This is a genomic window from Desulfogranum marinum (assembly GCF_016918565.1).
Lineage (GTDB): Bacteria > Desulfobacterota > Desulfobulbia > Desulfobulbales > Desulfobulbaceae > Desulfogranum > Desulfogranum marinum.
In genome coordinates, this window is the sequence record NZ_JAFFQD010000027.1 from 52585 (window position 1) to 78691 (window position 26107).

21 protein-coding genes and 1 pseudogene are annotated in these 26107 nt (G+C 45.8%); 14 read left to right on the forward strand and 8 right to left on the reverse strand.

Annotation, left to right across the window (positions count from 1 at the left end; all coding sequences use genetic code 11):
• Positions 1 to 28: 28 nt before the first annotated feature.
• On the reverse strand, positions 29 to 2107 hold the full coding sequence (locus JWH17_RS14910; RefSeq protein WP_205223428.1) for a PAS domain-containing hybrid sensor histidine kinase/response regulator: 2079 nt from the start codon (positions 2105 to 2107) through the stop codon (positions 29 to 31).
• Positions 2108 to 2392: 285 nt separating this feature from the next.
• On the opposite strand from JWH17_RS14910, the gene JWH17_RS14915 reads away from it, so the two are divergent.
• Together JWH17_RS14915 and JWH17_RS14920 are read left to right on the forward strand one after the other, a co-directional pair.
• Positions 2393 to 4120, forward strand: a complete 1728-nt coding sequence (locus JWH17_RS14915) for a hypothetical protein (protein ID WP_205223429.1) — start codon at positions 2393 to 2395, stop codon at positions 4118 to 4120.
• Between the two features lie 185 nt (positions 4121 to 4305).
• The gene (locus JWH17_RS14920; protein WP_205223430.1) at positions 4306 to 5205 is read left to right on the forward strand and encodes a DMT family transporter; all 900 of its coding nucleotides are present in this window, start codon (positions 4306 to 4308) and stop codon (positions 5203 to 5205) included.
• Between the two features lie 201 nt (positions 5206 to 5406).
• On the opposite strand, the gene JWH17_RS14925 is transcribed toward JWH17_RS14920, so the two are convergent.
• From JWH17_RS14925 to JWH17_RS14950, 6 genes are all read right to left on the reverse strand, one after another.
• A complete protein-coding gene (locus JWH17_RS14925; RefSeq protein ID WP_205223431.1) occupies positions 5407 to 5820 on the reverse strand; it encodes an SRPBCC family protein in 414 nt (137 codons plus the stop codon).
• Between the two features lie 174 nt (positions 5821 to 5994).
• On the reverse strand, positions 5995 to 7050 hold the full coding sequence (gene modC, locus JWH17_RS14930; protein WP_205223432.1) for a molybdenum ABC transporter ATP-binding protein: 1056 nt from the start codon (positions 7048 to 7050) through the stop codon (positions 5995 to 5997).
• Between the two features lies 1 nt (position 7051).
• Positions 7052 to 7732 carry a molybdate ABC transporter permease subunit gene (modB, locus tag JWH17_RS14935; RefSeq protein ID WP_205223433.1) on the reverse strand — a complete coding sequence of 227 codons (681 nt, stop codon included), beginning with the start codon at positions 7730 to 7732 and terminating at the stop codon, positions 7052 to 7054.
• Positions 7733 to 7761: 29 nt separating this feature from the next.
• Positions 7762 to 8508, reverse strand: a complete 747-nt coding sequence (gene modA, locus JWH17_RS14940; RefSeq protein WP_205223434.1) for a molybdate ABC transporter substrate-binding protein — start codon at positions 8506 to 8508, stop codon at positions 7762 to 7764.
• A 410-nt stretch (positions 8509 to 8918) separates the two neighbouring features.
• Positions 8919 to 9545: a LysE family translocator gene (locus JWH17_RS14945; RefSeq protein ID WP_205223435.1), complete on the reverse strand. Its 627-nt coding sequence runs from the start codon at positions 9543 to 9545 to the stop codon at positions 8919 to 8921.
• Between the two features lie 80 nt (positions 9546 to 9625).
• Positions 9626 to 9898, reverse strand: a complete 273-nt coding sequence (locus JWH17_RS14950) for a 4Fe-4S dicluster domain-containing protein (protein ID WP_205223436.1) — start codon at positions 9896 to 9898, stop codon at positions 9626 to 9628.
• Positions 9899 to 10204: 306 nt separating this feature from the next.
• On the opposite strand from JWH17_RS14950, the gene JWH17_RS14955 reads away from it, so the two are divergent.
• The 4 genes from JWH17_RS14955 to JWH17_RS14970 are packed head-to-tail and all read left to right on the forward strand — an operon-like array spanning position 10205 to position 14209.
• Positions 10205 to 10909 (forward strand): ABC transporter ATP-binding protein, encoded by a 705-nt coding sequence (locus JWH17_RS14955; protein ID WP_205223437.1) that lies wholly within the window; start codon positions 10205 to 10207, stop codon positions 10907 to 10909.
• Complete coding sequence (locus JWH17_RS14960; protein ID WP_205223438.1) at positions 10902 to 12146, forward strand: ABC transporter permease; 1245 nt, start codon at positions 10902 to 10904, stop codon at positions 12144 to 12146. Before JWH17_RS14955 ends, JWH17_RS14960 begins: the two co-directional genes overlap by 8 nt.
• A gap of 46 nt (positions 12147 to 12192) precedes the next feature.
• The gene (locus JWH17_RS14965; RefSeq protein ID WP_232371109.1) at positions 12193 to 12906 is read left to right on the forward strand and encodes an outer membrane lipoprotein-sorting protein; all 714 of its coding nucleotides are present in this window, start codon (positions 12193 to 12195) and stop codon (positions 12904 to 12906) included.
• Entirely contained in the window at positions 12893 to 14209 is a 1317-nt protein-coding gene (locus JWH17_RS14970) for a hypothetical protein (protein ID WP_205223440.1), read from the forward strand. Before JWH17_RS14965 ends, JWH17_RS14970 begins: the two co-directional genes overlap by 14 nt.
• A gap of 163 nt (positions 14210 to 14372) precedes the next feature.
• Here the strand turns inward: JWH17_RS14970 and JWH17_RS14975 are convergent, their stop codons facing one another.
• On the reverse strand, positions 14373 to 15623 hold the full coding sequence (locus tag JWH17_RS14975) for an NAD(P)-dependent oxidoreductase (RefSeq protein WP_205223441.1): 1251 nt from the start codon (positions 15621 to 15623) through the stop codon (positions 14373 to 14375).
• A 924-nt stretch (positions 15624 to 16547) separates the two neighbouring features.
• On the opposite strand from JWH17_RS14975, the gene JWH17_RS14980 reads away from it, so the two are divergent.
• The 8 genes and pseudogenes from JWH17_RS14980 to JWH17_RS15015 all read left to right on the forward strand — a co-directional run.
• On the forward strand, positions 16548 to 18539 hold the full coding sequence (locus tag JWH17_RS14980; RefSeq protein WP_205223442.1) for a PAS domain-containing sensor histidine kinase: 1992 nt from the start codon (positions 16548 to 16550) through the stop codon (positions 18537 to 18539).
• Positions 18536 to 19204, forward strand: a complete 669-nt coding sequence (locus tag JWH17_RS14985; protein WP_205223443.1) for a response regulator — start codon at positions 18536 to 18538, stop codon at positions 19202 to 19204. Before JWH17_RS14980 ends, JWH17_RS14985 begins: the two co-directional genes overlap by 4 nt.
• Before the next feature lie 180 nt (positions 19205 to 19384).
• Positions 19385 to 19783, forward strand: a complete 399-nt coding sequence (locus JWH17_RS14990) for a response regulator (RefSeq protein WP_205223444.1) — start codon at positions 19385 to 19387, stop codon at positions 19781 to 19783.
• Between the two features lie 75 nt (positions 19784 to 19858).
• Positions 19859 to 20794: a hypothetical protein gene (locus JWH17_RS14995; RefSeq protein ID WP_205223445.1), complete on the forward strand. Its 936-nt coding sequence runs from the start codon at positions 19859 to 19861 to the stop codon at positions 20792 to 20794.
• 212 nt (positions 20795 to 21006) lie between these two features.
• Positions 21007 to 23451: an arylsulfatase gene (locus JWH17_RS15000; RefSeq protein ID WP_205223446.1), complete on the forward strand. Its 2445-nt coding sequence runs from the start codon at positions 21007 to 21009 to the stop codon at positions 23449 to 23451.
• A 149-nt stretch (positions 23452 to 23600) separates the two neighbouring features.
• Positions 23601 to 24311, forward strand: coding sequence for a lipid-binding SYLF domain-containing protein (locus tag JWH17_RS15005; RefSeq protein ID WP_205223447.1), 711 nt, complete (start codon positions 23601 to 23603; stop codon positions 24309 to 24311).
• 79 nt (positions 24312 to 24390) lie between these two features.
• Positions 24391 to 25200 (forward strand): DUF2092 domain-containing protein, encoded by an 810-nt coding sequence (locus tag JWH17_RS15010; protein WP_205223448.1) that lies wholly within the window; start codon positions 24391 to 24393, stop codon positions 25198 to 25200.
• A pseudogene (locus tag JWH17_RS15015) lies at positions 25197 to 25406 on the forward strand (hypothetical protein); the annotation flags it as partial. The gene JWH17_RS15010 and the pseudogene JWH17_RS15015, both read left to right, overlap by 4 nt.
• Positions 25407 to 26107 lie beyond the last annotated feature (701 nt).

The window sequence follows — 26107 nt, forward strand, 5'->3', positions numbered from 1 at the left end:
AGCCTCTTTTTTTCTTTATCGCGTTTAATCAGCTGTTGAGCAATTTTGGCAAAAGAATACTTAACTCCTCCAGACGATAGGGCTTGGCTATAGCGCCGGTGAAACCGTATTTTTGGTAGTCAGCCATCACCGGATCCCTGCTGTATCCGCTGGAAACAATCATCTTTGCCTGTGGGTCGAAGGCGATCATTTTTTGAGCAGCCTCCTCTCCACCCATGGCTCCGGCAACAATCAGGTCCATGATTACCAGATCAAAAGGGCTGCCGGCTTTATGCATGTGCATATAAGCCGCGAGAGCTTCTTCTCCGTTTTCAACTACCTGGCAACTATACCCAAGATGATCCAACATTGCCTCAACAGCATTCAGGATTGTTTGGTCATCATCCATAACAAGGATATGACCGCTGCCCTTTGTTACTGCTGATTCTGTTGTTTTCAGATGTGGAGAAAAATGAGCCTTTGCTGCAGGGATAAGAAAGGTAAAGGTGCTGCCTTTTGCTGAGGTGGCTTCCACTACTATGCAGCCCTCATGTTTTTTGAGAATGGAGTAGGCCGAATACAGGCCCAACCCATTGCCGCCTTCTTTGGTAGTGAAATAGGGATCAAAAACTTTGTCAAGATACATGCTCTCTATACCAGTGCCCTGATCCCGAACAGATACCTTGACATAATTACCTTTTTTTACGCCAAACGTATTTTCAGCTTCCAGGGTTGTATTGGCTGCACACACATCGATAATTCCGCCGTCAGGCATTGCCTGATCCGCATTGATAAGGAGGTTGGTCAGAACCTGACCGATTTGGTCTACGTCAGCATACATATTCCACAGGTCATCAGGAAACGTATATGTGGAGAGCGATTTTGTCCCGCTTAATGCCAGTTGACTGTTGGCCTTTATGACCATGGAAGCAGGAGCCGTCTCTCTTACCGGGTCCCCTCCCTTGGAGAAGGTGAGAAATTGCCGGCATAGTTCCTTGGCTTTGAGGCAACCGTTTTCAGCATTGGTCAGGCGATCATAGATTTTGTCGGTAGGGGAGACCTCCATCTTTGCAAAAGAGATATTGCCCATAATCGTCATTAAAATATTATTAAAATTGTGAGCTATACCGCCGGCAAGACGACCAAGGGATTCAAGCTTCTGGACTTTTAGCAGTTCTTCTTCTATCTGTTTTCGGTGGCTAATATCCTCATATGTCCCAAGTAATCCGACTATGGCATCATTTGCATCTCGAAGCGGAACCTTGGAGGTCGATAGCCAGATCCGTTTGCCCTCCGGTGTTGTCTGCGGTTCTTCATAATTTAATTTGGGGTTGCCTGATCTAATAACCTGAAAATCATCCTTCCGGTACAGCTCTGCCTGTTCCTTCCATGGCATACTATAGTCATCACGCCCTATTAATTGTTCCGGTCGTTGAAAGCCTGCATCCCCGGCAAATAAGTGGTTGCACCCCGTATAGTTTAAATTGTTGTCTTTCCAGAAAATACGAGCTGGAATGGTGTCAATGACCAGCTGCAGCAGTTTATGGGCTTCATTCATTTTTTGTTTACTTTTTGTCAGCGCTCGTTCGGCATTTTTTCTTTCGGTGACATCATGCAGGGTAACAAAGACCTGATAAGGGTTTTCCTCCCCATCTCGAAAAAGTGGAATAGCGTTGATGCTCAGCCACACATAGTCTTGTTTTTTTTGATTAAAAACAGCAGCTAAAAAATTTTTTACCGGTTCTTTGGTCTTGTATGCAACCATTGACGGGTGTCGTTCAGGAGGAAGGGTGGTTCCGTCTTCGGTTATCACCTGCCAATGAGGGGTTGTAAGTTTGGTGGCAAGAAATTGTTTTCTGCTGACGCCTAACATCTTCGGTGCAGCTGCATTACATTCGATAACCTCGCCTTCGGCATTTCGAAAATATGCTCCTTGGGCCATATTTTCGAAAAGTGTTTTATATCTTTTTTCGCTGGTTTTTAGTTGTTTCTCCTGAACACTAACATGAGCACCGACTTGATTGTGTTGGCCAAGGTCGTCGGTTGCGCAAACAATTTTTTCTCGCAGTTGGCGCTCCAGTTCCTGGACCTTTTTTGCAAGTTGGTTATAGGTTGGCTTGTCGGGCATGATACTGTCTGTGCTTTGTTCAAAGGATGAGTATGAAAATTCGCTTTTAGTATACCATAAACTACCTTCATTTTAGAATAATAACGACAGTTAAATCAGGAACTGAAAAGGTGTTTTTCTTTGTTGCTCAGTTCTTTTGGTTTTGGAGAAGGCAAACCGCAATCAAATCATATCCTCATCAATTCTAATTATATGTTGTATATTTTCCTATGCTACAAACGATCAATTGAATCCACTTTCTAGGGTTGCACTTCCAGTGATGGCTTTTCGGCAGCGTGTAGTGTTATGGAAATTTTCCTTATCGACGGCATTGGCCCTTTTTTTGTTGAATATATTAAGACCAAAAAGAAAGTTAACTGGTCGAAAATACCGTTTCATCATTTAAGTAAAGAGGCGGAATGTTGCGTTCGTCAGTTTGCAGAAATTGCAGATAATCTGGAGATATTTGCCCAAAAGGTAAGCAAGGTGGGGTACAACGGCATCACCTTTGATGATGTAGCTCACCTGACGCCGGACAAGTGGTTGGAGCCGGAAATAAACCGGACTGTCAGGATGTATGGTGAGCAATATCAGAAATTGTTTACGATCTGTAGCCGTTACGGACTTGATGTCTACCTCACCATGGACATATTATCGCTTACGCCAAAGCTGAAAGAGCAGATTAATGGCAATTTTCAGCGGATACGCCAATTTATCCAGCGACAGCTTGAAACTGTCCTCCATGCCTATCCCGAAGTAAGGGGCATTATTCTGCGTATTGGCGAATGTGACGGAAGGGATGTTCGAGGCGATTTTAAAAGTGAACTGGTCCTGCGCCGGGCAAAACAGGCAAATAGTCTGCTTAGAGCAGTGTTACCAATCTTCGAGCGCTATCAACGTTACCTGATTCTCAGAAACTGGACCGTAGGGGCCTATCCCATCGGTGATTTTTTATGGCATCGTAGCACCATTTCCCGAGTACTGGAGGATATCGAGAGTCCCTGGTTTATCCTTTCTCTCAAATATGGCGAGTCGGATTTTTTTCGCTATCTGCCGCTTAACACAAGTTTTTTCCAGCTTAAAGTCAAAAGAATCATAGAATTGCAGGCGCGGCGTGAATATGAGGGAGCCGGCGAGTATCCATCTTTTATTGGGTGGGACTACCAGGAGTATGCACGCCAATTGGAGCAGGCCAACAATATGGTAGGTATCAGTGTGTGGTGCCAGACAGGAGGATGGCTGCCTTTTCGGCGATTAACCTATCTTGAGGAAGCCGGATTTTGGAATGAACTCAACAGCTTTGTCTGTATAAAGTTGTTTAAGGAAAAGCTGGAGGTAGAGCAGGCTGTCGCTTCCTTTGCAGATAGTACTGGCTGTCATGACCCGGTTGCACTGCTTGAGTTACTCAGGCTGAGTGACGAGGTAATCAAGGATCTGCTTTATATTAAAGAACTGGCGAGGCAGAAGCTGTTTTTTCGTCGGGTCAGGATACCGCCGTTGCTTTCGGTTTTTTGGAATAATATTTTTATTAATCATTCGGTTCGCAAAGTACTGAGAACCCTTGTGGTATCAGGTGAAAACTGTGTGGAAAGTGGGTACAGATCTCTTGAAAAAATAGAGAAGATGGAGGTGCTGGCAAAAAAACTTGCATTGCCTGCAGATGATATTCGTTATATGTATGACACGTTTGCCATTCTAGCCCTGGCGCGGGAATATTATTTTTCACCCTATGATAATGGCATTAAAAAACGAATCAGCAAGGCAAAGAAAAAATATAAAAAAAAGTATCCAAAGGGTAGTCGACCTCGTTACCGTGTGAAAACCAACTTTACACCTTTTGCGGTGAAACGGAGCCATCTGCAGTGGTTGTTTTACCTCTTACTGCGCAGGAAGCGTGGGTATCGGGTCTTGGACCATTTGCTTACCCTTCGATTCTTGGCAATTATTTTTCGGGGGATGGTGGTACTCAGGCCAAAATTGATTCCAAAGTTTGGCCGTAAACATGCCATGGGAATAGATACTCTTTTTAAATAGCGACAGCAGATGTTTTGCTCTGCCACCACAGGTTGAATAATCACTCTCCCTTGGAGAGTGTAGGATAATGTCCTCTTTTCCATATTCGCGTTATTATCAAAAAGATAATGTTCGCAGCTACACCTTGATCTGCGAAAAAAATTCTATTATCCGATCACCTCCTAAGACATACACAAGAAAAAAATATGATGAGCCTGCCCGACCTCCTGCTAGCCCTGCTTGCTAATTTTGCATGGGGGTTTAATTTTATTGCCGGCAAAATAGGCGCCGGCAAATTTCAGCCCCTCTTTTTTACCAGTATCCGATTTTTGTTCTTACTGATCATCATGCTGCCCTGGCTCAAGCCGGCACATGGCCATATGAAACCTTTGCTCAGGGTCTCTTTTTTATTGGGGGTTGTCCATTTTGGGATGGTCTTTATCGGTTTGAATGCCGGGGGCAATATTGCTTCCATTGCTATTACCACCCAACTCTATGTTCCTTTCTCAGCCATTCTGGCAACCCTTTTTTTGCGGGAACGCATATCTTTTATTCGCATAGTTGCTATTGCCATTGCTTTGCTGGGGGTAATGGTAATCGGGTTCGATCCAACCGTGTTTAATCATCTGGATGCCATTTTATGGGTTTCGGGAGCTGCTTTTGCCATGGCAGTCGCTACGATATTAATGCGGCAGTGTCCAAATCTCGGCGTTTTCAGGCTACAGGCATGGATTGCTGCGGTAGCCTTACCTTCTCTGCTGCTGTTATCGATAATTTTTGAGTCCGGGCATGTACAGCTCATACGCCACATCCATTTAAGCGATTTATGGTCTCCTTTGTATTCAGCAGTCGCTGCCTCAGTGGTAGGGCATGGGATTGTCTATTACCTTTTAGGCCGTTATCCGGTTTCGTCGGTAACGCCGCTCATGTTGCTGGCTCCTATCCTGGCCTCGATATTCGGTGTGTTTTGTTTTGGTGACGAACTTGGTTGGAAATTGATTGTGGGAGGGGGAATGACCCTTTTAGGCATATTGCTGGTCTCGATCAATCCGGATGCATTGATCAAGACGATCAAACTGCGGCGGGGCATGCTGAAGAAGGGGTAAAAGGTATGAGAAGGAAATGGTCTGCGTAATATTTATTGACGAGCATGCGCAGCTTTTTTTGCAGTGTATTTGGAAAAACTGAGTTGAGAGTGGGATAAGCCGGCCTACAGGGAAGAATCGCTGTTTGTGCAGACTTTGGCTGAAAAAGAGAAATAATCGGGCAGGGTGTCCTTGCTCCTGCCCGGATGACAATACCTGCTGTTATGCAAATAGTTTGGCAAGTCCGTCAAAGCCCATTTGGTATATACCAGCCATGGTTTCGCGGGCATCCTCATCGGAGGCGCCTGCAGCATTGAAATCGCCGGACCATTCCAGTTCGCAGCCCTCTTCCGCTGCCGTTAATTTCATGGTAGACAAGTAATCCGCCACGGGCAGGGGACCGTCAACTATGGAGTATTGCAAAAACATCTCATCTGTATCAAGCTGTTCAAGACGCTCTTGCAAAAGAGCACCGTCCGGCAGGGTCAGGGTGCGCACGGCGCCTATACCTTCACCATCGACCTTACTTTCTACCGCAGCTGCAACGTATTTTGGGAGCGCATTAAAATCACTGATAACAGCCCATACATCAGCGGCCGGCGCATTTATTTGAGTTTTCATGGAAATGGAAATCATTGTACCCTCCTGGTAGTAGTTTGTAGATTTATCAAAAACAATTCTCTTTTCCCATTTTTGGCAGATTGAAAAACAGGAAATGCTGGTGTCTGATATTTTACAGACTGTTATCCAGAAAGCAATCTGTTTTCTGTAGATGTTTGGCTTCTACCGGTGGGGGAGGCAGTCGGGGCGTTAGTAGAGCCGCTCAAATGCTGATGCTTTGAACACTGCGATTACTTCGCATCCAGGACGGATATCAAGTTCTTCTAATGATTGAGGGACGATTTCAGCGATGAGGGTATTACCGTTACAGTCGAGTTCAACCCCTGACAGCCAATCAGTCTGGTAGGTTTTGCGGACGATGCAGGGCAACACATTGCGCGCACTTGAAGCTTCCGGATGTTTTTTAAAGAGGAGGATATCTCTACTGCCAAGAGCAAATTGCCCTGGTCCCTGGTCCTTGGTTTTGACAAGCATCAGCGGCACGTTTCCCCACTGGTAGCGAAGCAGCCTGCCAAGATCCTGGGGTGCATCAAGATGAAGCAGGTTGACGTAGCCGGTACCACCGCTTCCCACGCCGGTCCTTGCCAGCTTTTCTGTCGGCACATGGTGCTGTATATGACCGTCATCCATGACGAGTACCTCTTGTGTCATCAATCGCATTTCCTGCAGACTGTGACTGATAAAGAGGATAGGAATGGAAAACGCCTTAAATACCGCCTGCAAATGAGGAATGATCTGGTATTTCATGGTTCCATCCAGCCCGGACATGGGCTCATCAAGCAGGATAAGGTGAGGGCAGGCAAGAATTGTTCTGCCAAGAGCTATTCGTTGTCGCTCGCCGCCGGAGAGATTACTGACATTACGTTTAAGCAGGTGTTTGATTTGCAGAGCATCGATAAGCGATTTGGGGTCAATGTTTCTTTGGTCGCGAGGTACTCTGTTCATGCCGTAGAACAGATTTTTTTTCACGCTCATATGGGGGAAGAGGCGGGCGTGTTGAAAAACGACTCCTATCCGTCTTTTATCCGGGGGGAGGTTGATGCCGGTGTCTTTGTCAAAAAGAGTTGCTCCGTTGAGTCTGATAGTCCCCCGATCAGGAGTGAGGAGTCCGGCAAGCATATGCATTAACGATGTTTTACCGCTGCCGGACGGCCCGAAAACGCCGCATTCTTCTGAGTGCAGTGTAAAGGCAATTTTGCACTGAAAATCACCATGCTGTTTTTCTATATCCACTTCCAGGTACATACTAGTTCCTTGCCAAGGTACGGTTGGCAGCCTCACCGATAAGCAGTACTACAAACGAAAGAAGGATGGAAACAAGACAAAGGGACAGCGCCATTCGGTCACCACCGGGAGTGCTTGTATATTGATAGATGGCAAGGGGAATGGTTTGGGTGACGCCGGGCATGTTTCCTGCCAGCACAATGGTCGCGCCAAATTCTCCTAAGCTTCGAGCAAACATGAGCGTGGTCCCTGCCAAAATAGCCCGACTGCAGAGGGGGATCGTAATGGTAAACAGGGTATCCCACCAATGCGCCCCCAGTGTTCTTGATGCCTGGATATATTGTTTGTCGATGTTTTCCAGTCCGATGCGGATGGAGCGTACTAACAGCGGAAAGCCGACCACCGCCGAGGCAATGACTGCGCCGCGCAAAGTAAAAATTATACGAATATCAAACAGTGCCAGCACTTTTCCCAGCCAGCCGTTACGGCCCAAGAGCAGCAACAGCAGGTAGCCGGTGACAACCGGGGGGAGGACCAGGGGCAGATTGATGATTCCTTCCAACACAGCCTTGCCGCGGATGTTCGATAGAGCCAACAGGTAGGCTGCGCCAAACCCAAGGGGAAGGGCAATGATCGTTGCCGTGACTGCCACCTGTACCGATAATTTAATCGCCAGGATATCGTCTGGGGTAAGGGGAAACATCTGCTTTGCCGTTTCGTTTGTAAGTGAAGTTAATGAGCAGGCTCAAATCCATATTTCGTTAAGATTTGCTTGGCTTCAGGGGTGCCCATGTACTGGTAAAAAGCTTTGGCCATTGCATTGCCGGCCCCTGACCCCGTTAATCCCATTGGGTAGGCAACCTGGTCATACAGATCCTGCGGTACTGTAAAAAGTATTTTTGCGTTGCCTGCGAGCATGGCATCTGTGGTGTATATAAAGGCACCGTCTACCTCACCGCGATCCGCATACATCAATGCCTGGCGAACATCTTTAGCCATGATCAGTTTCTTTTTTTCTGCAAGCTCTGCATAAATTCCCACTTTTTCCATTGCCTGTTTGGCATACTGACCGGCAGGGACACTGCCCGGGCTGCCTAAAGCAATGCGTTGTAACCCGAGCAGGCTTTTTAAGGAGGAGACAGCCAGGTTTTTATCACCAACAAAGACCAGCTTGTTATAGGCAAATATATGACTGGACTCCGGGGTAATTATTTTTTTTTCAACAAGATATTTCATCCATTTTGGGTTGGCGGACACGTAAAAATCTGCGGGTGCTCCCTGTTCAATCTGTTTTGCAAGGCTCCCGGAAGAGGCAAAATTTGGCAGGAGCTCTGCTTTGGGATGTTGGGTGGCAAATACACTGATTATTTCTTTAAACGCGTCGGTCATGCTTGCCGCAACAGAGAGATGCACCGTTTGTGCGTGGGCTGTGACGATAGAAAAAAATTGAATAAGGACAATAGTAAGTACTGTTTTCATCTGGGATTCCTTTGTTGATGTTGTGCCGGGTGCATCAGGAACGACGGTGCAATTACCGTATGTTTTACAAGATGCGGGCCAGCTGTAAATATTAAGGCACAGGAATGCTGGTGACGGAGAAAAGGGACCGTCTTAGGTCGATTTTCCAGCGTATATCCGGGTGTGCTGTGTGCTAACCGCTTGCCTTGTATCTCGCTATGTGTAATGGAAAAGCGGTTTCGAGGAGCATGGTAGCGTCTGTGTCGTCGAACATGATAATCCACTCGTTATAAACAAGATAAAGGCCGCTGACAGGGCGGTGGGGAAACGAGAAACATTTTTTTTTGTGTAACAAAAGGCGGTGAAACATGAACGGAAAGCTACAAAATGGTAGCAGCGCAACAGTAACAAGACAAAATTGTCCACCCCTTTTAAGCTGATCGTTGCATCCCGGCAGTGAAGATACCCGCACCAATAAGTGCGGTACCACCGCAGCGGTTAAACCACCTGCGAATTTTTCCTTTTCGCATATGCTCTCTGAGTTGACCTGCAAACAAAGCGTACACGGCTGCGTTAAGGGTAGCAAGCAGGAGAAAAGTACCTCCCAACAACGGGAACTGGGCAAGTGCAGGTTGGGCTGGATGAATGAATTGAGGCAGAAAGGCAACAAAGAAAGCAATGGATTTGGGATTGAGTGCAGTCACAATAAAGGAACTAGTAAAAAGCGATCCTGCAGAGGGGTGCGTTGCTTTTTGTCGTTTAGGGATATCCTGGGGGGTGAGTCGCCACAATTTAACGCCAAGATAGAGCAAGTACAAGGCTCCGATCCATTTGAAAACGGAAAAGAGGGCTGCTGAAGTCGAAAGAAGTGCTCCAAGGCCTAGCAAAGAAAGGGTCATGGCAGTAAAGTCACCCATCAATACCCCGGCAACGAGCGGAATCACTGCCCTACGTCCATGGGTAACAGCCTGGCTGACCACGAGGATGATGGTCGGCCCAGGAATAACAAGGATTAACGTTGTTGCCAAAACAAAGGGAATAAATGTTTCTACATGCATGACTTAGTTTCTAACGTTTAACAATTTTAAGGGGTTCGTATAGAGTCAAAAAACAACATTGAAGATCATTAAAATGTGGCTTATTCAGCCTCATTCACTTTTACAGCCTCTTCTTCGCAGACTGATTCACAGGTATGCCAACTATGGTATTCCTTCGTATGGGTAGGGGGTGTGTTGTCGTTTTTCAGTTCAAATATCTCGCCAGGACAATTATCAACACACTCACCGCACCCAGGACATTTTTCTTTGTCGACTTCAAGCTTCCATTGCACTGCGTTGTTTCTTCTGAGCTGGTACACTCCACTGAGAACTTTTTCAGTTTTTGCTTTCTTTGAGTGACCTTGAAAAACCAAAAAATACTCTCCATACCATAAAATGCAACCGCACAGAAGGAATTGTGTATATGCACAATGTTTTTTTGGTGGTAAAGTTCTTTTTAAATGAATTTTCAGGGGGCTATAGCTTTTTTTATCGAGCAGAGACAGAACCGACATGTTCGACAATTTTGTCGAGCAAACACGTGACCTGTCGAACATATTTCTTTTTTAACCGGACAATAATGCGTAACACGCTGTTTATAGGTCTAAGTTGTGTTTGCCTTTTTCTGGTATGCCGATTGTAATAGACTAGGAAACCCTAATTAAGAGGAGGACTGTTCAATGACCATCGTTGCTGCCCGGCAGCTTACAAAAGAGTATGTGGCCGGCGATATCACTGTACCGGCAATTCGCGGTGTGGACTTTTCCATTGAGGCTGGCTCTTTTGTCTCCTTTGTCGGTCCGTCAGGAAGCGGGAAGTCGACCCTGCTGAATATGATAGGCTGTCTTGACCCGCCTACCAGTGGTAGCCTGGAGGTAGTGGGAAAAGATGTGGCTGGGCTGCGATCCAGTGAATCGGCCCGATTTAGAGGGGAACATATCGGGTTTATATTTCAGGATTTCAATCTGATTCCGGTCCTCACCGTTTTTGAAAACATTGAGTATCCGCTGATCATGGTCCAAAACTGGCCAGTGCGGAAACGGCGCCAACAGGTAGAAAGATTACTCGAAGCTGTGGGAATGCAGGATCAGGCCAATAAGTATCCTGGCCAGATTTCAGGTGGCCAGAAGCAACGTGTGGCGGTAGCCCGCGCGTTGGTAACCAATGCTAAGCTGGTTTTGGCAGATGAACCCACCGCAAACCTGGACCGCGATACTGCCAACCGAATTATTTCTCTAATGAAAACCATGCGCGATGAATTTGACACCACTTTTATTTTTTCTACCCATGATCCCAAGGTGGTTAAAAATGCGGAGATAGTTTTTGCACTTGAAGATGGCCTGCTACAAACAGAGAGTAACGGGCAGGGAGGGAGCCATGTATAATATATTCAAAATAGCGGCTCGTAATTTACTACGCTACAAACGAAGAACCCTGCTGACCTCGATTCTTATCACCCTCGGCGTGGTGGCGGTGTTGCTGTTTGTCTCGGTATCAGGATCTTTCAAATCGCTGATGGTCGGACAGATTACCGATTCGATGCTGGGTCACCTGCAGGTCCACCGTAAAGGCTATATTGCTTCCATAGACAGTCTGCCCTTAAATCGAAATCTCCAGGGGAAGCAGGTTGCCAAGGTAAAAGAAGTCTTGGATGCCAGTCCTGAAGTTGAGGCATACTCCATGCGTATCAAGCTGGGAGCTATGTTCAGTAATTATAACGAAACCACTAACATTCGTATCAATGCTGTTAACCCAAAACAAGAGCAGCAGGCATCACCCATGCTGACTGGGCGTATACTCCAGGGGGAAAAAGAAGGATTGCTGGATAAAGGGGAAATACTGGTTCCGGAACTCATTGCCAAGGGGATGAAAGTAAAAGTCGGTGATACCATTGTTCTGGTTGCCACCAACAAAGACGGCCTCGTAAATGGGCAGCCGTTTGTGGTGCGTGGGATTTTAGAAAGTATATCCGGCCCTGGCGGCCGTGACGGGTATATTCATTTAAGTGATGCCAAGACCTTGTTGCGGATCGACAAACCCGAGGTCAGTGAAATTGCTATCCGCCTTAAAGAAATGGATACGCTGCCGGACGTGCTGGCAAACTTGAAAGAAGCCTTGGGAGGAATCCTCAACAAGCAGGGAAAACCGGTTTTTGAAGTTCATTCCTGGGAAAAACTCTCTCCTTTCTCCAAGATTGCGGCCATGATCGACCTGATGACGTTGTTTATCAAGATCATGCTGGTAGCCATTGTTCTGGTCAGTATCATGAACGTTATGATCATGTCCGTGTATGAACGTATTCATGAGATCGGCACCATTGCCGCCATCGGCACAAGTCCGAGTAAGATTTTGGCCCTGTTTCTTACCGAAGGATTATTGCTTGGTATTTTAGGGACCCTTATTGGTCTTGTTATCAGTTTGCTTGCTATTGCCGGCATGAATGTGTCTAGTATAAGTTTTGACTTTGGACGTCAGAAAGACCTGCTGCTGGCACCTGTTATCAGCACCACCGATGTGTTGCTGGTGGTCGGCATTGTCATTGCCGTTGCCGTTATCGGTAGCCTTCAACCAGCCTGGAAGGCATCCAGAATGAATCCCATCACCGCATTACGACATGTTTAGGAGAGTGCAGATGCAACGAAAATTTTTGTTTTCCACCCCCCTGCTAATGGCTACCTTGCTGCTTGCTCTTGTTGCTCCCGTGTGGGGCATTGATGGTAACGAGCTATTGCGCCAGGTTGATGCCAAAATGCAGCCGGCTTCCTACGAAATGTACCGCAAGCTGATTAATGTTGAACCTGATGGAAGCAAGAAAGAGTTTGTGCTCTATACGGTAAAGAAAGGCCAGGAAAAAATGGTGGCTCTGTTTGTATCGCCTGCCTCTGAAAAAGGTCGTGCCACCCTCCGTCTTGGCGACAATATGTGGCTGTACATTCCCAATGTGGGCAAGCCGTTACGGATCACCAGTCTGCAGTCGGTGGTCGGCGGTGTGTTTAACAATTCCGACATCTTGCGACTTGATTACAGTGTGGAGTATACGGCAGAAAGTGTTGAGGACAAAGGGGACAGTTACCTGCTCGAGCTAAAGGCAAAGTCTGGAGCCGTCGCCTATGATCGCCTGATGATGGTGGTGGATAAAAAGACCACCCTGCCCACAACCATCGAGTGTTATGCTGTCAGCGGAATGTTGATCAAAACCCTGCATTACTCAAAGATCAAGGATTTTGGGGACGGTATGGTCAGGCCGTCCGTCCTGGAAACCGACAGCCCGCTGTACAAGGGATACAAATCGGTCATGTTGTTTGCCAAGATGCAGCAACGGGAGTTTGATGACGAGGTCTTTACTCTTAATTATATGTCAAAAGTTGATGCACTACGCTAAGCCGCTCAGCATAACGCTTCTGTCCCTGTTGGCTTTTGTGCTGGCGGGGTTTGGCGCCGGGTATGCAAGTGATCAAGAGTTTACTTTTGAACTGGAGGAAATCGAGAAGAAATCCCTGGAGTGGGAAGGGTATGCAGAACTCCGATGGGAGCACATGGACATTAACCAGGGATCGGCTTTCAGCCTCCTCAATCTGGCGGATGATCCGCAATCCGATTTTGACAGACTGGTTGGCGCATTGCAACTAGGGGGCAGTTACAGCCAGGAGTTATACAGCCTGCAATGGTTGCTCAAGGCTGCCGGACAACAGGATACTCTCGGTTGGAGTGATACTGCGGACATTTATACTGCCTACGCGACCTTTAAACCTAAGGCTTCCACAAGTTTGAGCCTTGGCAAAAAGTCTTACAAGTGGGGTAAGGGCTATGCGTGGAACCCGGTAGGTTTTATTAACCGGCGTAAAGATCCCAATAATCCCGATGAAGCCCTTGAAGGATATATAACGGCGGAAGCGGATTTTATTAAAAGTAATATCGGTGTTGTTCAGACCGCAGCCCTGACCACGGTTCTGCTGCCCGTGTATGACCATATAAATGATGATTTTGGGACGGTAAATGAAATGAACCTGGCGGCAAAGCTGTATCTGTTGCTCTATGATACGGATATCGATCTGCTGCTCCGCACTGGGGGGAGCCGGGCCACTGCCTATGGCCTGGACTTTTCCCGCAATCTGCTGGCAAATTTTGAAATCCATGGGGAACTTGCATGGACCGAAAATCAGAGTAGATTGACCCTGGGGCAAGATGGAAGTCTCCAAGCAACAGCAGAGGATGCGCTGGCCTTTCTGATCGGCATGCGTTACCTGTCCTCACAGAACATTACCTCCATTATCGAGTACTATCATAATGGCGGCGGATATTCCCAGCAGGAGATGGAAACGTTTTACCGGTTTGCCCTTGATGCAGGCGACGATTTGCAATTGGCAGCCGGCAGCAAATTGCTTGAGCAAGCGAGAAGTGCCAGTCTTAAAGGCTATGGCAGGGCCCAGCCTGGTCGCAATTATCTGTATGCCCGTTTCAACCAGAAAGAACCCTTTGATATCCTCTATTTCACCCCGGCCATAACCACGATCATTAACCTTGAGGACAGCAGTTACTCTCTAACCCCGGAACTGTTGTACACAGGCTTTACCAACTGGGAAATCCGCCTTCGTTTTTCCTGGCTCAGTGGTGCCGGTTTTACCGAGTACGGTGAAAAGCAGAACAGCAATAAGCTGGAACTTCGGTTGCGATATTTTTTTTAAGATACTCTCCAGGTATCAGCAAAGGTTCAGACCTCCTTTCCGCACTTGTCGGTCTCCGAAAAGCCCATGCAGGCCATTTTTGGTGTCATATGTAGGCTTTCGCTGGTAACCGTTTATTAGTTTTTTTTATGGTAAGCTATGTGTTGGTCGGAAAATCTTCTCTTCACAAGTGCATTAAGTAATCATCCATGGCTTTTGCTGTTTCTTTTGTCCATCGAACCGCTTCAACAACCGTTTTTGCACCGGTAACAACATCACCGGCAGCGTAAACACCTTCTCTGGTTGTTTGGCCGGATCGATCCACTTGGACCAGCCCCCGCGCATTGGTGTCAATCCCTTTGGAAGATGAAATGATATTTGCTTGTGGTCCTTGGCTTGCTGCAATAATAATTGAATCTGCTTCATAGAGGTAGGTTGCGCTTTCATCCACTTCAAAAATAGGATTGCCCTCTTTATCCTCACTAAAGCTGGTATTTTGGTACAGAACACCTTCTCTCGTAATCTCTACCGGCGATTTATAAAATTCGAATTGAACACCATCCAGTTTGGTGTACCTAATCTCTTCTCGTAAGGCAGGTAACTGGTCGGCCCCTTTGCGATAAAGAACCACCGACGTTTCCACCCCATGCCTTAACACCGATCTTGCCACATCCATGGCCACATTGCCCCCACCAATAATAACCACCTTGCTCCCTAAATCATAAACCTCAGGATTTTTCAGATAGTCAATGGCAAAATGCACATGCCCTTTTGTTTCACCTTTAATTCTCAAACGATTAGGTTTCCACACACCGGTGCCGACAAAAACAGCCTTATACCCGTCAATAAACAAATCATCCAAAGTAATGTTAGGACCAATAAGAGTATTTGGTCGAATGGTCACCCCCATCTCTTTGAGGGATACTTTCATCCGATCGATGATACTTTTAGGCAATCTAAATTCAGGAATTCCATACCTGAGAACGCCACCAATTTTATCATGGTTATCAAAAATGGTCACTGGATAGCCTTTTTTAGCCATCAAAAAAGCCAAGGTTAAGCCTGATGGCCCCGAGCCGACAATGGCAATTTCCTTATCTTTATTTTTCTCAATAGATGCTTCAGGTACTTTGTTCTTCATTCTGGATAAATAAAAATCCGACACATAATGCTCCATGGTACTCACATGGATGGGCTCACCTTTACGGTTAAGTATACAGTTGCCTTCACATTGATTCTCATGAGGGCATATCAATGCACAAATAACACTTAAAGGGTTATTATCAAATAACATGGTGCCTGCTTCATCTATCTTATGGGCTTCAATTAACCGTGCCATCTCCGGTATATTCGTACTGACAGGGCAAGCTTGTTGGCATAAGGGTTTCTTACACTTTAAACAACGGGCGGCTTCTTCTATTGCATGACTACTCATCTAATTCCTCCTGTAGATCATGACCTGAGACTCAAAATTTAGTTCACAGGGATGTTTCCAGAAAATCAATAATCCTGATCCAAGCTGGGCTATACGGTCGCAACCCTCTATATTCTCTGCAATTTTCTCTATCCAGTTTCCACAATAGTTCGGTCCCAATATGTCGAGAGGATATGCACAGACTTGTATCTCTCGGCAAAGGTAATAAAAGCTGCCCCAAAGCACTGACAAAGTGCAGCCTCCAATAAGGCAGAGTATATTCAATTCTCCCGCATAATGGAAAACATTTGAATAAAATGCGCGATCGCAGTACTTATTAACATCTTGAATTTTCAGGACAAGTACCTTTAAATACGCAATATGACAGGCCGTTTAGCAACCCCTTTAGGAATAATGCATGGTGTTGCAACTGTTTCATGGCAATCACAGTTTTTTTTACTTTCTGGAAGGAGGTTAACATCTAGTGGAAAGATGTTGATTTTTGCCGGGAAGAAATTTGTTAAGTGTTCCGTGCAGAAATCTTATCAGGAATAACGTCATGCTGGCCAATACGGAGTAAAATAAATCTTGCCAAAGGTAGTCTCTACTGGATGACCAACTCGCTTTCTTCAAAGAGATCAGGAATAGTATAAAGTTTCAGATTTGCTTAAATGGTTAACATTTCCCCGGAGGGTATTCTCGTAAACTAATAGTATATCTATAAGCTTGAAGATTGACGAATGAATCGGATTTTCGACACGGCAATATTAATTCCACACTAAAGGGCAGCATCGCCTAAACCAAACTTCCGCACACACCAGAACCACGCCAATCACCCCGTGCGATGTTGCAGTTCGCTTTGTATTATTAATAGCCTGATTTTCAGTTCTCAATTAAAAAGATTCATACTACCAGTATATCATAAATCAAAATAGGTTGGGGATAATGCCATTTGAAACACTGTTGTTTGATATCTCGTCACGCTACATAAATTTACCGGCAGACCAGATAGATACATGTATCGAAGAGGATCAGCAGCGGATCTGTGAATGGTTCGATCTCGATTTATCATCACTGTGGCAATGGGAGAACATTAATAGCAAATATATGATATTGACTCACCTTTACTCTGCACAGGGAAGACCGGATCATCCAGACAGAATAGATGCGCATAAAGTCGTTCCATGGATTATGCGCAAAGTTGAAAAAGGTGAGCCTTTTATCCTTTCAACAAAAGACATTGGAACTGAGGCTAAAGTCGACCAGCAATTTAGGGAAGCTTATGGAGTGAAATCCTCTGTTATTATACCACTTGTCGTTGGGAGAGCAGCATTCCACGGTGTTGTAAGCTTTGATACACTTAGGGATGAGAGGTTGTGGACAAAGCAGACCATCAACAGGTTGGTCATGGTTTCTCAAATTTTCAGTAGTGCTTTGGCACGAAAGGTAATCGACACCAAACTTCGCAACAATGAAGCACGGCTTCGGATCGCCGCTGATTCTGCCGACGCAGACCTCTGGGAACTTGATATGATCACGGAGGAACTCAGGGCTACTGACAAGGCTCTAGAGATGACGAGCAACGCTTTGGATAAAATTGATACCATCGACAGTTTAAAACAAATAATTCATCCAGATGATCTCGATACCTTTTCCCAGGCGATATCTAGGTCATTTGAGCAGCATAGACAACTCAAAATTGAATATCGTATTGTACCTGGAAGCGACTCGCCCAAATGGATTTATTCTATGGGGAAACCATACTTTCGAGCTGATGGTACACCAGATAGGCTTCTGGGGTTGTCCATTGACATAACCAAACGTAAAAAGATGGAAGATGAGCTCAAGGTGAGCAGAAAACGTCTGGCGGTAGCCATTGATATTGCTGAACTGGGCTTTTATGAGATGGGTGAAAACTATCAAATAGTATTTCTTGATGAAAGAATGCGCAGTTTTCTGGGAATTCCACGGGGGGCTAAAGTTAATCCCCGGCAATTCTGGCTGGAAAATATACATGAAGGTGATCTCTTTTTTGTAAAGGGTGCTATCCAGGCAGTTACGACAGAAGGGACTGATCACCTTGTTCTTGACTACCGTTATCGCCATCCTCAACGCGGGGTAATCTATCTTCATCATTTATCAAATGTATTGCAACGAGACGAGACAGGGCGCGCCAATAGGATCATTGGCGTGTTGCGAGATGTAACCGAAACAAAGAGGGCTGAGGAAGCGTTGCAAGTCCATCAACAACTTATTCTAGAACATAAAAAAGAACTCCAGCAGCTGACCGGCCGGTTGATCTCAGATCAGGAAGAAGAGTTGCGCAGGTTGTCCAGAGAACTTCATGATGACCTGACCCAGCGACTTGCTGTGCTGGCAATAGAAGCCGGCAAACTGGAACTGCAGATGAATACGCTGGACAGTACGTTCGCTGATTATGTGTACGGGATAACAAGGATTAAAGAGCAATTAATCCGTATTTCTGAAGATGTCCATCGATTGTCTCGGCAACTTCACCCGACAATAATTAACGATCTTGGCCTTATCCATGCAGTTAAAATCGAACTGGATGCCTTCATGAAACAGAGTATGCCCCAAATAACATTCACCCATGAGAACATACCCGATACCATAGACCAGGATATAGCTCTCTGTCTGTATAGATTTATTCAGGAAGGGTTGAGGAATATAGCTTCCCATTCCAAAGCTGATAAATGTGAGCTTTTTCTACGGTATGCTGACCAGATATTTGATCTCACACTGCAGGATAACGGCAAAGGGTTTCATCCGAAGGAAGTAAAATCCAAGCTGGGCCTGGGCCTCTCAAGCATGCGTGAACGGGTGCAGTTTGTTCATGGTGAATTTTTTCTGGATTCCGCGCCTGGCCAAGGTACCTCAATACGGGCATGCATACCGCATCACAAGGGAGAAGAATGAAACGATCAAGAATTATACTTGCAGATGATCACCGTATAGTCGCCGAAGGGTTGAAGAGTGTTATCGAGCCTGAATTTGAACTTGTTAAAATCGTTGAAGATGGACGAGCACTTATTGATGCAGTAACTGAGCTGCAGCCTGATGTTATTATAGTTGATATATCAATGCCTTTGCTCAACGGCATTGAGGCCGTTGAGCAAATACGTAAATGTAACAAGAAGGTCAAGGTCATCTTTCTCACCATGTATGCGGATATAAGTTATGCAATCAGAGCACAAGGGGCTGGAGCGGATGGATATGTCCTGAAGCACTCTGCGCCGCATGAGCTCCTTGAAGCAATTCGCACTACATTGCAGGGTAAAAACTACATTACTCCCCTCCTTGAAAACGATTATATCGAAAAACAGAGAAAAGGCTCAAAGGAGCGGTATAAAGAAAAAGCTTTTCTCACCAAACGCCAGCGGGAAGTACTGCAACTGCTCTCTGAAGGGTATGCAGCAAAAGAAGTCGCATCAATGCTCAATATCTCTACCAGAACCGTTGAATATCATAAATATCAAATGATGAAGGATCTTAATATAAATAGTGTTGCTGAATTAATTCGCTATGCAGTCAAGCACGATATTCTTTCCTGTGACTGCGATGGAATCTTTAAAACCCCGTAATTTTCCTAGTACCCTTTCCCCGCTGCATACGTTACCTAACAAATAGCATTTCGTCTCAGTCTGTTGCAGACCCTTTTCACTCAAATGGCAGTCGCATCTTTATAGTAAAGTAAAGAGTTCTTTTATCTCTATGCAAATAATCCTATAGCCAGCCTTGCCGGCGGAAGGAGGAACGGCTTAATGGAGCAACATGGAAAAGTGCTTCTGGCGGATGTTCATCTAAATATGCTGGCAGGAGTGTGCTCTCTGTTGGAAGGATTGTTCGACAAAACATTTATGGTTGCAGATGAGGCTTCACTTTTAGAGGCGATTGAGAAAATAGCACCAGATTTCATCGTTGCAGACTTGTCCTTCCCTATAACGGGAGGAAGTAACATCGTACGAATGCTGCAAAAGTTGTTCCCTCAAATCAAAGTTATAATTTTAAGCGTACACGATAGTGAGGCTGTTGTTGCAGAATGTCGTCGCGCCGGAGCGGCGGCTTTTGTTTTAAAACGAACAGCTGTAGATGATCTGACGACGGCAATAGAGTGTGTAGATAAAGGCAATTGGTATGTTTCTAAAAATGATCGGCTGTAATTGTCGATTATTTTATTAATAATGAATGACCGGGTTTGCACCGGTCTGTATGTTGAATTTTACGGGAGGTATGGAATGCGTAAACAAATCGTTGGTGTGAAACAGTTCGCAGTAGTTTTGTTGGCGTTGTCGGTGGTTTTTCTGGCAACCGTGGCTATGGCTGAAGAGGTGGGCTTTAAGGATGTTGAAGGCGCTGCAGTAACGATTGATGTGATAACAGATATCAATCAAGAGACTCGAGTCATAACCTTAAAAAACGAAGCCGGCGAGAAGAGATCCTTCACAGCAGGACCTGAAGTTCGTAATTTTGCCCAACTTAAACGTGGCGACTTCGTTATTGCAGAATATTACCAGGGCTTTGCTGTAGCACTTGAACCAAGTGGCAGTGGCTTAAAAGAGCGTATCTCTGAGCTTACGGCACAACGAGCGAAGGAGGGAGAAAAACCGGGCGTACAAGTTACAACAAGCATCTATGCAGCTGCCGAGGTCACTGGCATAGATCTTGAGCACCGAGTTGTGAGTCTTGAGGGAGCCAAGGGTGTTCTCGTTTTGAAGGTGCAGGACGATATTGATTTAGCGCAAGTAGAAGTAGGGCAGGAAGTTGAGGCATTATACACCGAATCTTTTGCTGTGAGTGTGATACCTGCACCTAAGCTTTCAGGAAAGGTCACCATGAAGGTGAAAGCTGTTGCTCTTGGTGTTGGCGTTGAGTGGGGAGAAGGGATGTTTTCCATGTATGACGGGACAAAGCACGGATTCAAAGTGACAGGATTAACGCTTGTCGATGTCGGCATTTCAGGGGTAGAGGCCAATGGAGAAGTGTACAATCTTGTCGAGGCCAAGGATCTTGAAGGCACCTACATTGTAGGAGAAGCTGGTGCTGCACTCGTTGGCGGTGGATCTGCTCTTGTGATGAAGAACAGTAAAGGGGTGGTCTTAAAACTTCAGTCCGTGCAAAAAGGTGTGCGCCTTACGTTTGCAGGGCAAGGGTTGAAAATATCACTGAAATAAACAGTTAATCAACCAGCTGCGCACTGGTAGGGACATGTCCTGAATCTACCATGCAGGGCGACTGGTAAGTCTGAGCTTTTGAATACATGGTGTTTTTTTTAATCAACAACAGAATGCTAGATGGGTTCTGGAATGTGTGCAAAATTTTCAACAATTTTTTTTCGAAGCTACGAAGCAGATCGATTTCAATACTTTAACCTTAAGTGAAGATCATGAAAAAGACACTGATTACTTCGTTATCTCTGGCACCAGCGACTGTACTGATGTTATCGGTCGCACAGGCGAATCCACAAGCGCAAATAGATCGGACAGTTCTGCCGGTTGTGCCTCCGCCTCCACCAGAATATACGGAACTCGATGTTCGTAACACCACTCCACCACCGTTCTTTGAAGTGAAAGCACCCGATGGAGCCCCTAATGTGGTCATTGTTCTGGTGGATGACCTCGGTTTTGCAGGCACCAGTACGTTTGGTGGACCAGTCCCTACCGAAACCTTTGATCGAATGGCTGCTCAAGGGGTGCGCTATAATAACTTTCATACCACATCTGTTTCTTCACCAACGCGAGCAGCAATTAAAAGTGGACGTAACCATCATGATAACAATATGGGCGGCATCATCGAGACTGGTACTGCCTATCCAGGCAACACGGGACAAATTCCCGTAGATGTAGCTCCAGTTGCAGAGATGCTCCGCCACAATGGGTACTCCACCGCAGCCTTTGGAAAATGGCATGAGCTTGCAGCCTGGGAAGCCAGTATCTCCGGACCTCTTATCCGCTGGCCTACAGGTCCAAATGGAGGGTTTGATAAATTTTACGGCTTTTTGGGTGGCGAGACGAACCAGTGGGCCCCATACATCTATGATGGAACACATACCGTCGAATTGCCGGAGGATCCAAACTATCATTTCCTCACCGATATGACGGACCAGACGGTCTCCTGGATCAGGTACCAAAAAGCACTGACGCCGGATAAGCCGTTTTTTGTTTATTATGCTCAGGGTGCAACCCATGCCCCACACCATGTGCCCAAGGACTGGATAGCACGTTGGAAGGGAAAATTTGACCAAGGTTGGGACAACCTACGCGAAGAAATTCTGGCGCGTCAGCTTGAAACAGGGATCATCCCCAAAGGTACTGCGCTAGGGCCAAAACCTGAAGCAATACCGGATTGGGATACCCTTAGTGCTGACGAGAAGAAACTCTTTTCTCACCAGGCAGAGGTCTTCGCCGCCTATGTTGATATGACGGATTACGAAATCGGCCGGGTAATCGAGGCTGTGGAGGAAACTGGAGAGCTCGATAACACCTTAATTTTCTTTATATACGGTGATAACGGGACCAGCGCCGAAGGCGGACGAAATGGCATGTTCAGCGAAATGACCTACTTTAACGGCGTGCAGGAGAAGGTCGCAGACATGCTGAAGAAAATGGATGAATGGGGTGGCCCGGAAACGTACCCACACATGGCGGCAGGATGGGCTGTGGCGTTTGACACGCCATACACCTGGACCAAGCAGGTTGCCTCAGATCATGGTGGCACCAAGGTCGGCATGGTGGTCCATTGGCCTAAAGGGATACAGTCGCAAGGAGAACAGCGGGATCAGTTTACCCATGTAATTGACGTTGCTCCCACCATTCTTGAGGCTGCCGGGCTCCCAGAACCACGGGAGGTAAATGGTGTACCGCAGCGCCCCATGGACGGTACCAGCATGCTCTATACCTTTAATGACGCCGACGCTAAAGAGAGGCATACCACACAGTATTTCGAGATGTTTGGCAACAGAGCCCTCTATCATAATGGGTGGTGGGCGCGTACTATCCACAAAGCTCCATGGGAAAAGAAACCACGTCGTGGACTGGCTGAAGATATCTGGGAACTCTACGATACCCGTAAAGATTTTAGCCTAGTACATGACCTTTCCCAGAAACACCCGGAAATACTTTCCTCTCTGCAGACCATGTTCATGGAAGAGGCGGCACGCAACCATGTGCTGCCCATCGACGACCGTGTCTTTATGCGCATTAACGCAGCATTGGTGGGAAGGCCTGACCTGATGGCTGGGCGGACCTCGCTGACTCTGGCAGACGGCATGACAGGGATGAGTGAGAATGTATTTATCAATGTAAAAAACAGGTCAAAAACAATAACCGCTGAGGTTGAGGTCTCCGAGGATGGTGGTCATGGGGCCGTTATTGTGCAGGCCGGTCGTTTTGGGGGATGGGCACTGTACGTAAAAGAGGGTGTCCCTGCCTATGACTACAATTTCCTTGGCATGGAACGTTTTACCGTATCGGCAAAGGAAAAACTCAAACCAGGCAAATCTACCATTCGTTTTCAATTTGACTACGATGGCGGTGGGTTAGGGAAAGGGGGCAATGGTACGCTCTATGTAAATGGCGAAAAAGTTGCCGAAGGACGTATCGAACGAACGCAACCTATGATTTTTTCCGCAGACGAGACCGCAGATGTGGGAATCGATCTGGCCACTCCTGTGGTTGAATCCATAGGTGCTGAAGCCAAGTCACGGTTTACTGGGAAAATTAACAAGGTAACCATTGAAGTTGGGCCGTTGTCTAAAATGGCAGCGCCCCAAAAAGCAGAGGCAGAGACTACTCTGAAAAAACTTGCTTACCAGAAGGTGCTGGCAGACTAATCCGGATTTCATGAGAAATTAGGGCCCATGTGGCGTGACATCAGGGAAGAGTACTTCTTCCCTGATGTCTTTTAGGTAAGTCCCTTTAATGACAGGTACGGCTTGAACTTTTCGATACGGAACAGCAAAAAACATAAAAGAGAGACTCTATGAAGTTTTACCAACTCATAATCAAGACCTTGGTTACAATCGTTTTCTGTGCAGCATTTTTCACACCTTCTCTCTTTGCAGAAGAGGCACAAGACAAAATTGATCAAATGATACAAAACAATCGAGCTCATTTGAAATCATTTTTTTCACTTAGTCAGACAGAATCGATGAGAAATCTTCTCGGAGCAGCCCGGGCGATATTTGTTGCACCTGAGGTAACTTCAGGTGGTTTTCTGCTTGGTATGCAGAAGGGAGAAGGCATGTTATTGCGAAGGCATGGCAAAGATTGGAGTGATCCGGTTTTCATGTCGCTTTCAGACTGGAATGTCGGATTGCAAGCCGGGGTTATGGAGTCCTCGATCATCATGCTGATCATGACTGACAAGGCTACCGATGAACTTATTAGTGGGACCGATAAGTTGAGTGGAACCGGAGGGTTTGCCTTGGGAACATGGGGGCTGGGAGCTACTGGTGCTGGTGGAGTGAAAGGAGGACTTGAAGTTATTACTGTGTCGACGTCAAAGGGGGCGTATCTTGGTGGCGTAATGGGAGATCAAGATATCAGCGTGTTGCAATCCCTCAATGAGCAAGCATATGGGAAGGGATACGGAATCGTCGAGATACTCTCACAGCCAGGCGGTTCTTTGCCTGCAGCAGATGGGATTCGCAGCGACTTGAAAGAAGCAGTTATCAAATCGTGGGCTGAATAATGCCGATGTTACATTATGGATTTTGATGGTCAGCGATGGCACTATGGAAGAATCGTAACTCCTAAGGAGGGACACCCAAATGAAGAAGTTAACCCGAATATTGGTAAAAATTGTCATGGGTGGCATATCCACTGCGGCAGTAACATTGTTACTTGTATCGTATTGGTCTACAGATTTAAGAGCTGATGAGACAGACGCCAAAAACATCCTCAAGGCCATGTCAGATTATATTGAGTCGCAAGAGGCCCTCTCTTTTGAATATGATTCCATTCTTGAAATCGTTACAACCGATGGACAAAAACTTGGGTTGGCGAGTTCTGGTTCGGTCATTCTCAAGCGGCCTGATAAAATTCGTGCTACCCGTTCCAGCGGATTTGCTGATGTCGAGATATTTTTTAACGGAAAAACGTTAACGTTGCTGGGCAAAGACCTCAATATCTATTCGCAAATCGAATTGCCTGGAACGATTGACCACCTGGTAAACGAATTGAAAGATACTTACAACAGACCGTTACCAGCGGCGGATTTGCTTTTGTCAAATTCTTATGAAGAGATGATGCTTGATGTAGTTGATGTAAAGGATCTTGGTAGTGGCGTCATTGGTGGTGTTGAGTGTGATCACCTTGCTTTTAGAAAAAAAGAGGTTGATTGGCAGATATGGATCGCCCATGGTGATCATCCCTATCCTGCTCGATATGTCATCACTTCCACGTTTATCGATGGTGGACCGCAGTACTCTATTCAGACCAGAAACTGGAAGACAGGGAATAAGGTACCGTCAAAAGGTTTTACCTTCCTGAACCCGACCATGGCCGATAACGTTGATTTGAAGGATCTCGAAGGGACAGATCACTTACCAGGACACTTTAAAATTGGAGGCGCAAAATGAATATTTGGAAAGGCTTAGGTATCGTCTTTGTTTTTGCACTCATTATAACTTTCGGATCTGAGACTGGAGAGCAATTTAATGTTCCCTGGGTTCAGCATTTAGTACCGACTGTTGAAGCCAGGGTTGGACGTCCGTTAACCCCTGTGAGCGTTGCTGGTGTCGGTCGACGCACTGTAAGGCGTTGCGCGGTTGGTGTCTATCACTGTAGTTTTCCCCGGTCACAACCTGTGGGCAATCTGTTTGGGCAGGCTGGTTCCGAGATGATTGGCTTTGAAAAGAGTAAGAAGGCCTCCTCTTGATTCATTAGACACTGTTTACTCTACGATTTTATACATCTTCTTCAAAATTGCCAATTGCAGGGTTGAGGTATTATTTGATCCTACTCGATTGAGATAGTCATATTAAATGTAATGTACAGAGGAGATTGTTTAATGATGTAATGTTGCCAAATTATATTTTTCGCACAATTTTTTATATTTTTTTATATTTTTTATTCAAAACTACTAAAGTACGGGAGTATAAAAATGAAAAAAAACATTAAGTTTAGTTGCAGTTTTTAGTTTATTGTTGGCAAGTACAAGCTGTCTTGCCGCTGACGGAATGTATGCAAAGGGTATTGTAAAATATGCAATGCCTGGTGACCCAACAATTGAAAATGTAAATGTAAAAAGTGATGATGGTTATGGGTTTGGTGGAGCTATAGGGTTTCTCGAATAATTACTACAGCAAAACAAGCGCAAATAGTGTTTTAACTGTCTGAAATATTGATATTATGTTATACTTTTCCATCATCTTCTAAGCCGTTTTTTACTTGATGGAGCCGATATGTTTCAGCCAGGATTCTTCGACCTTGATAATCGGATGCGTAAAATCGACAGCAACGGTGACCCTCTTACCAAAATTAATC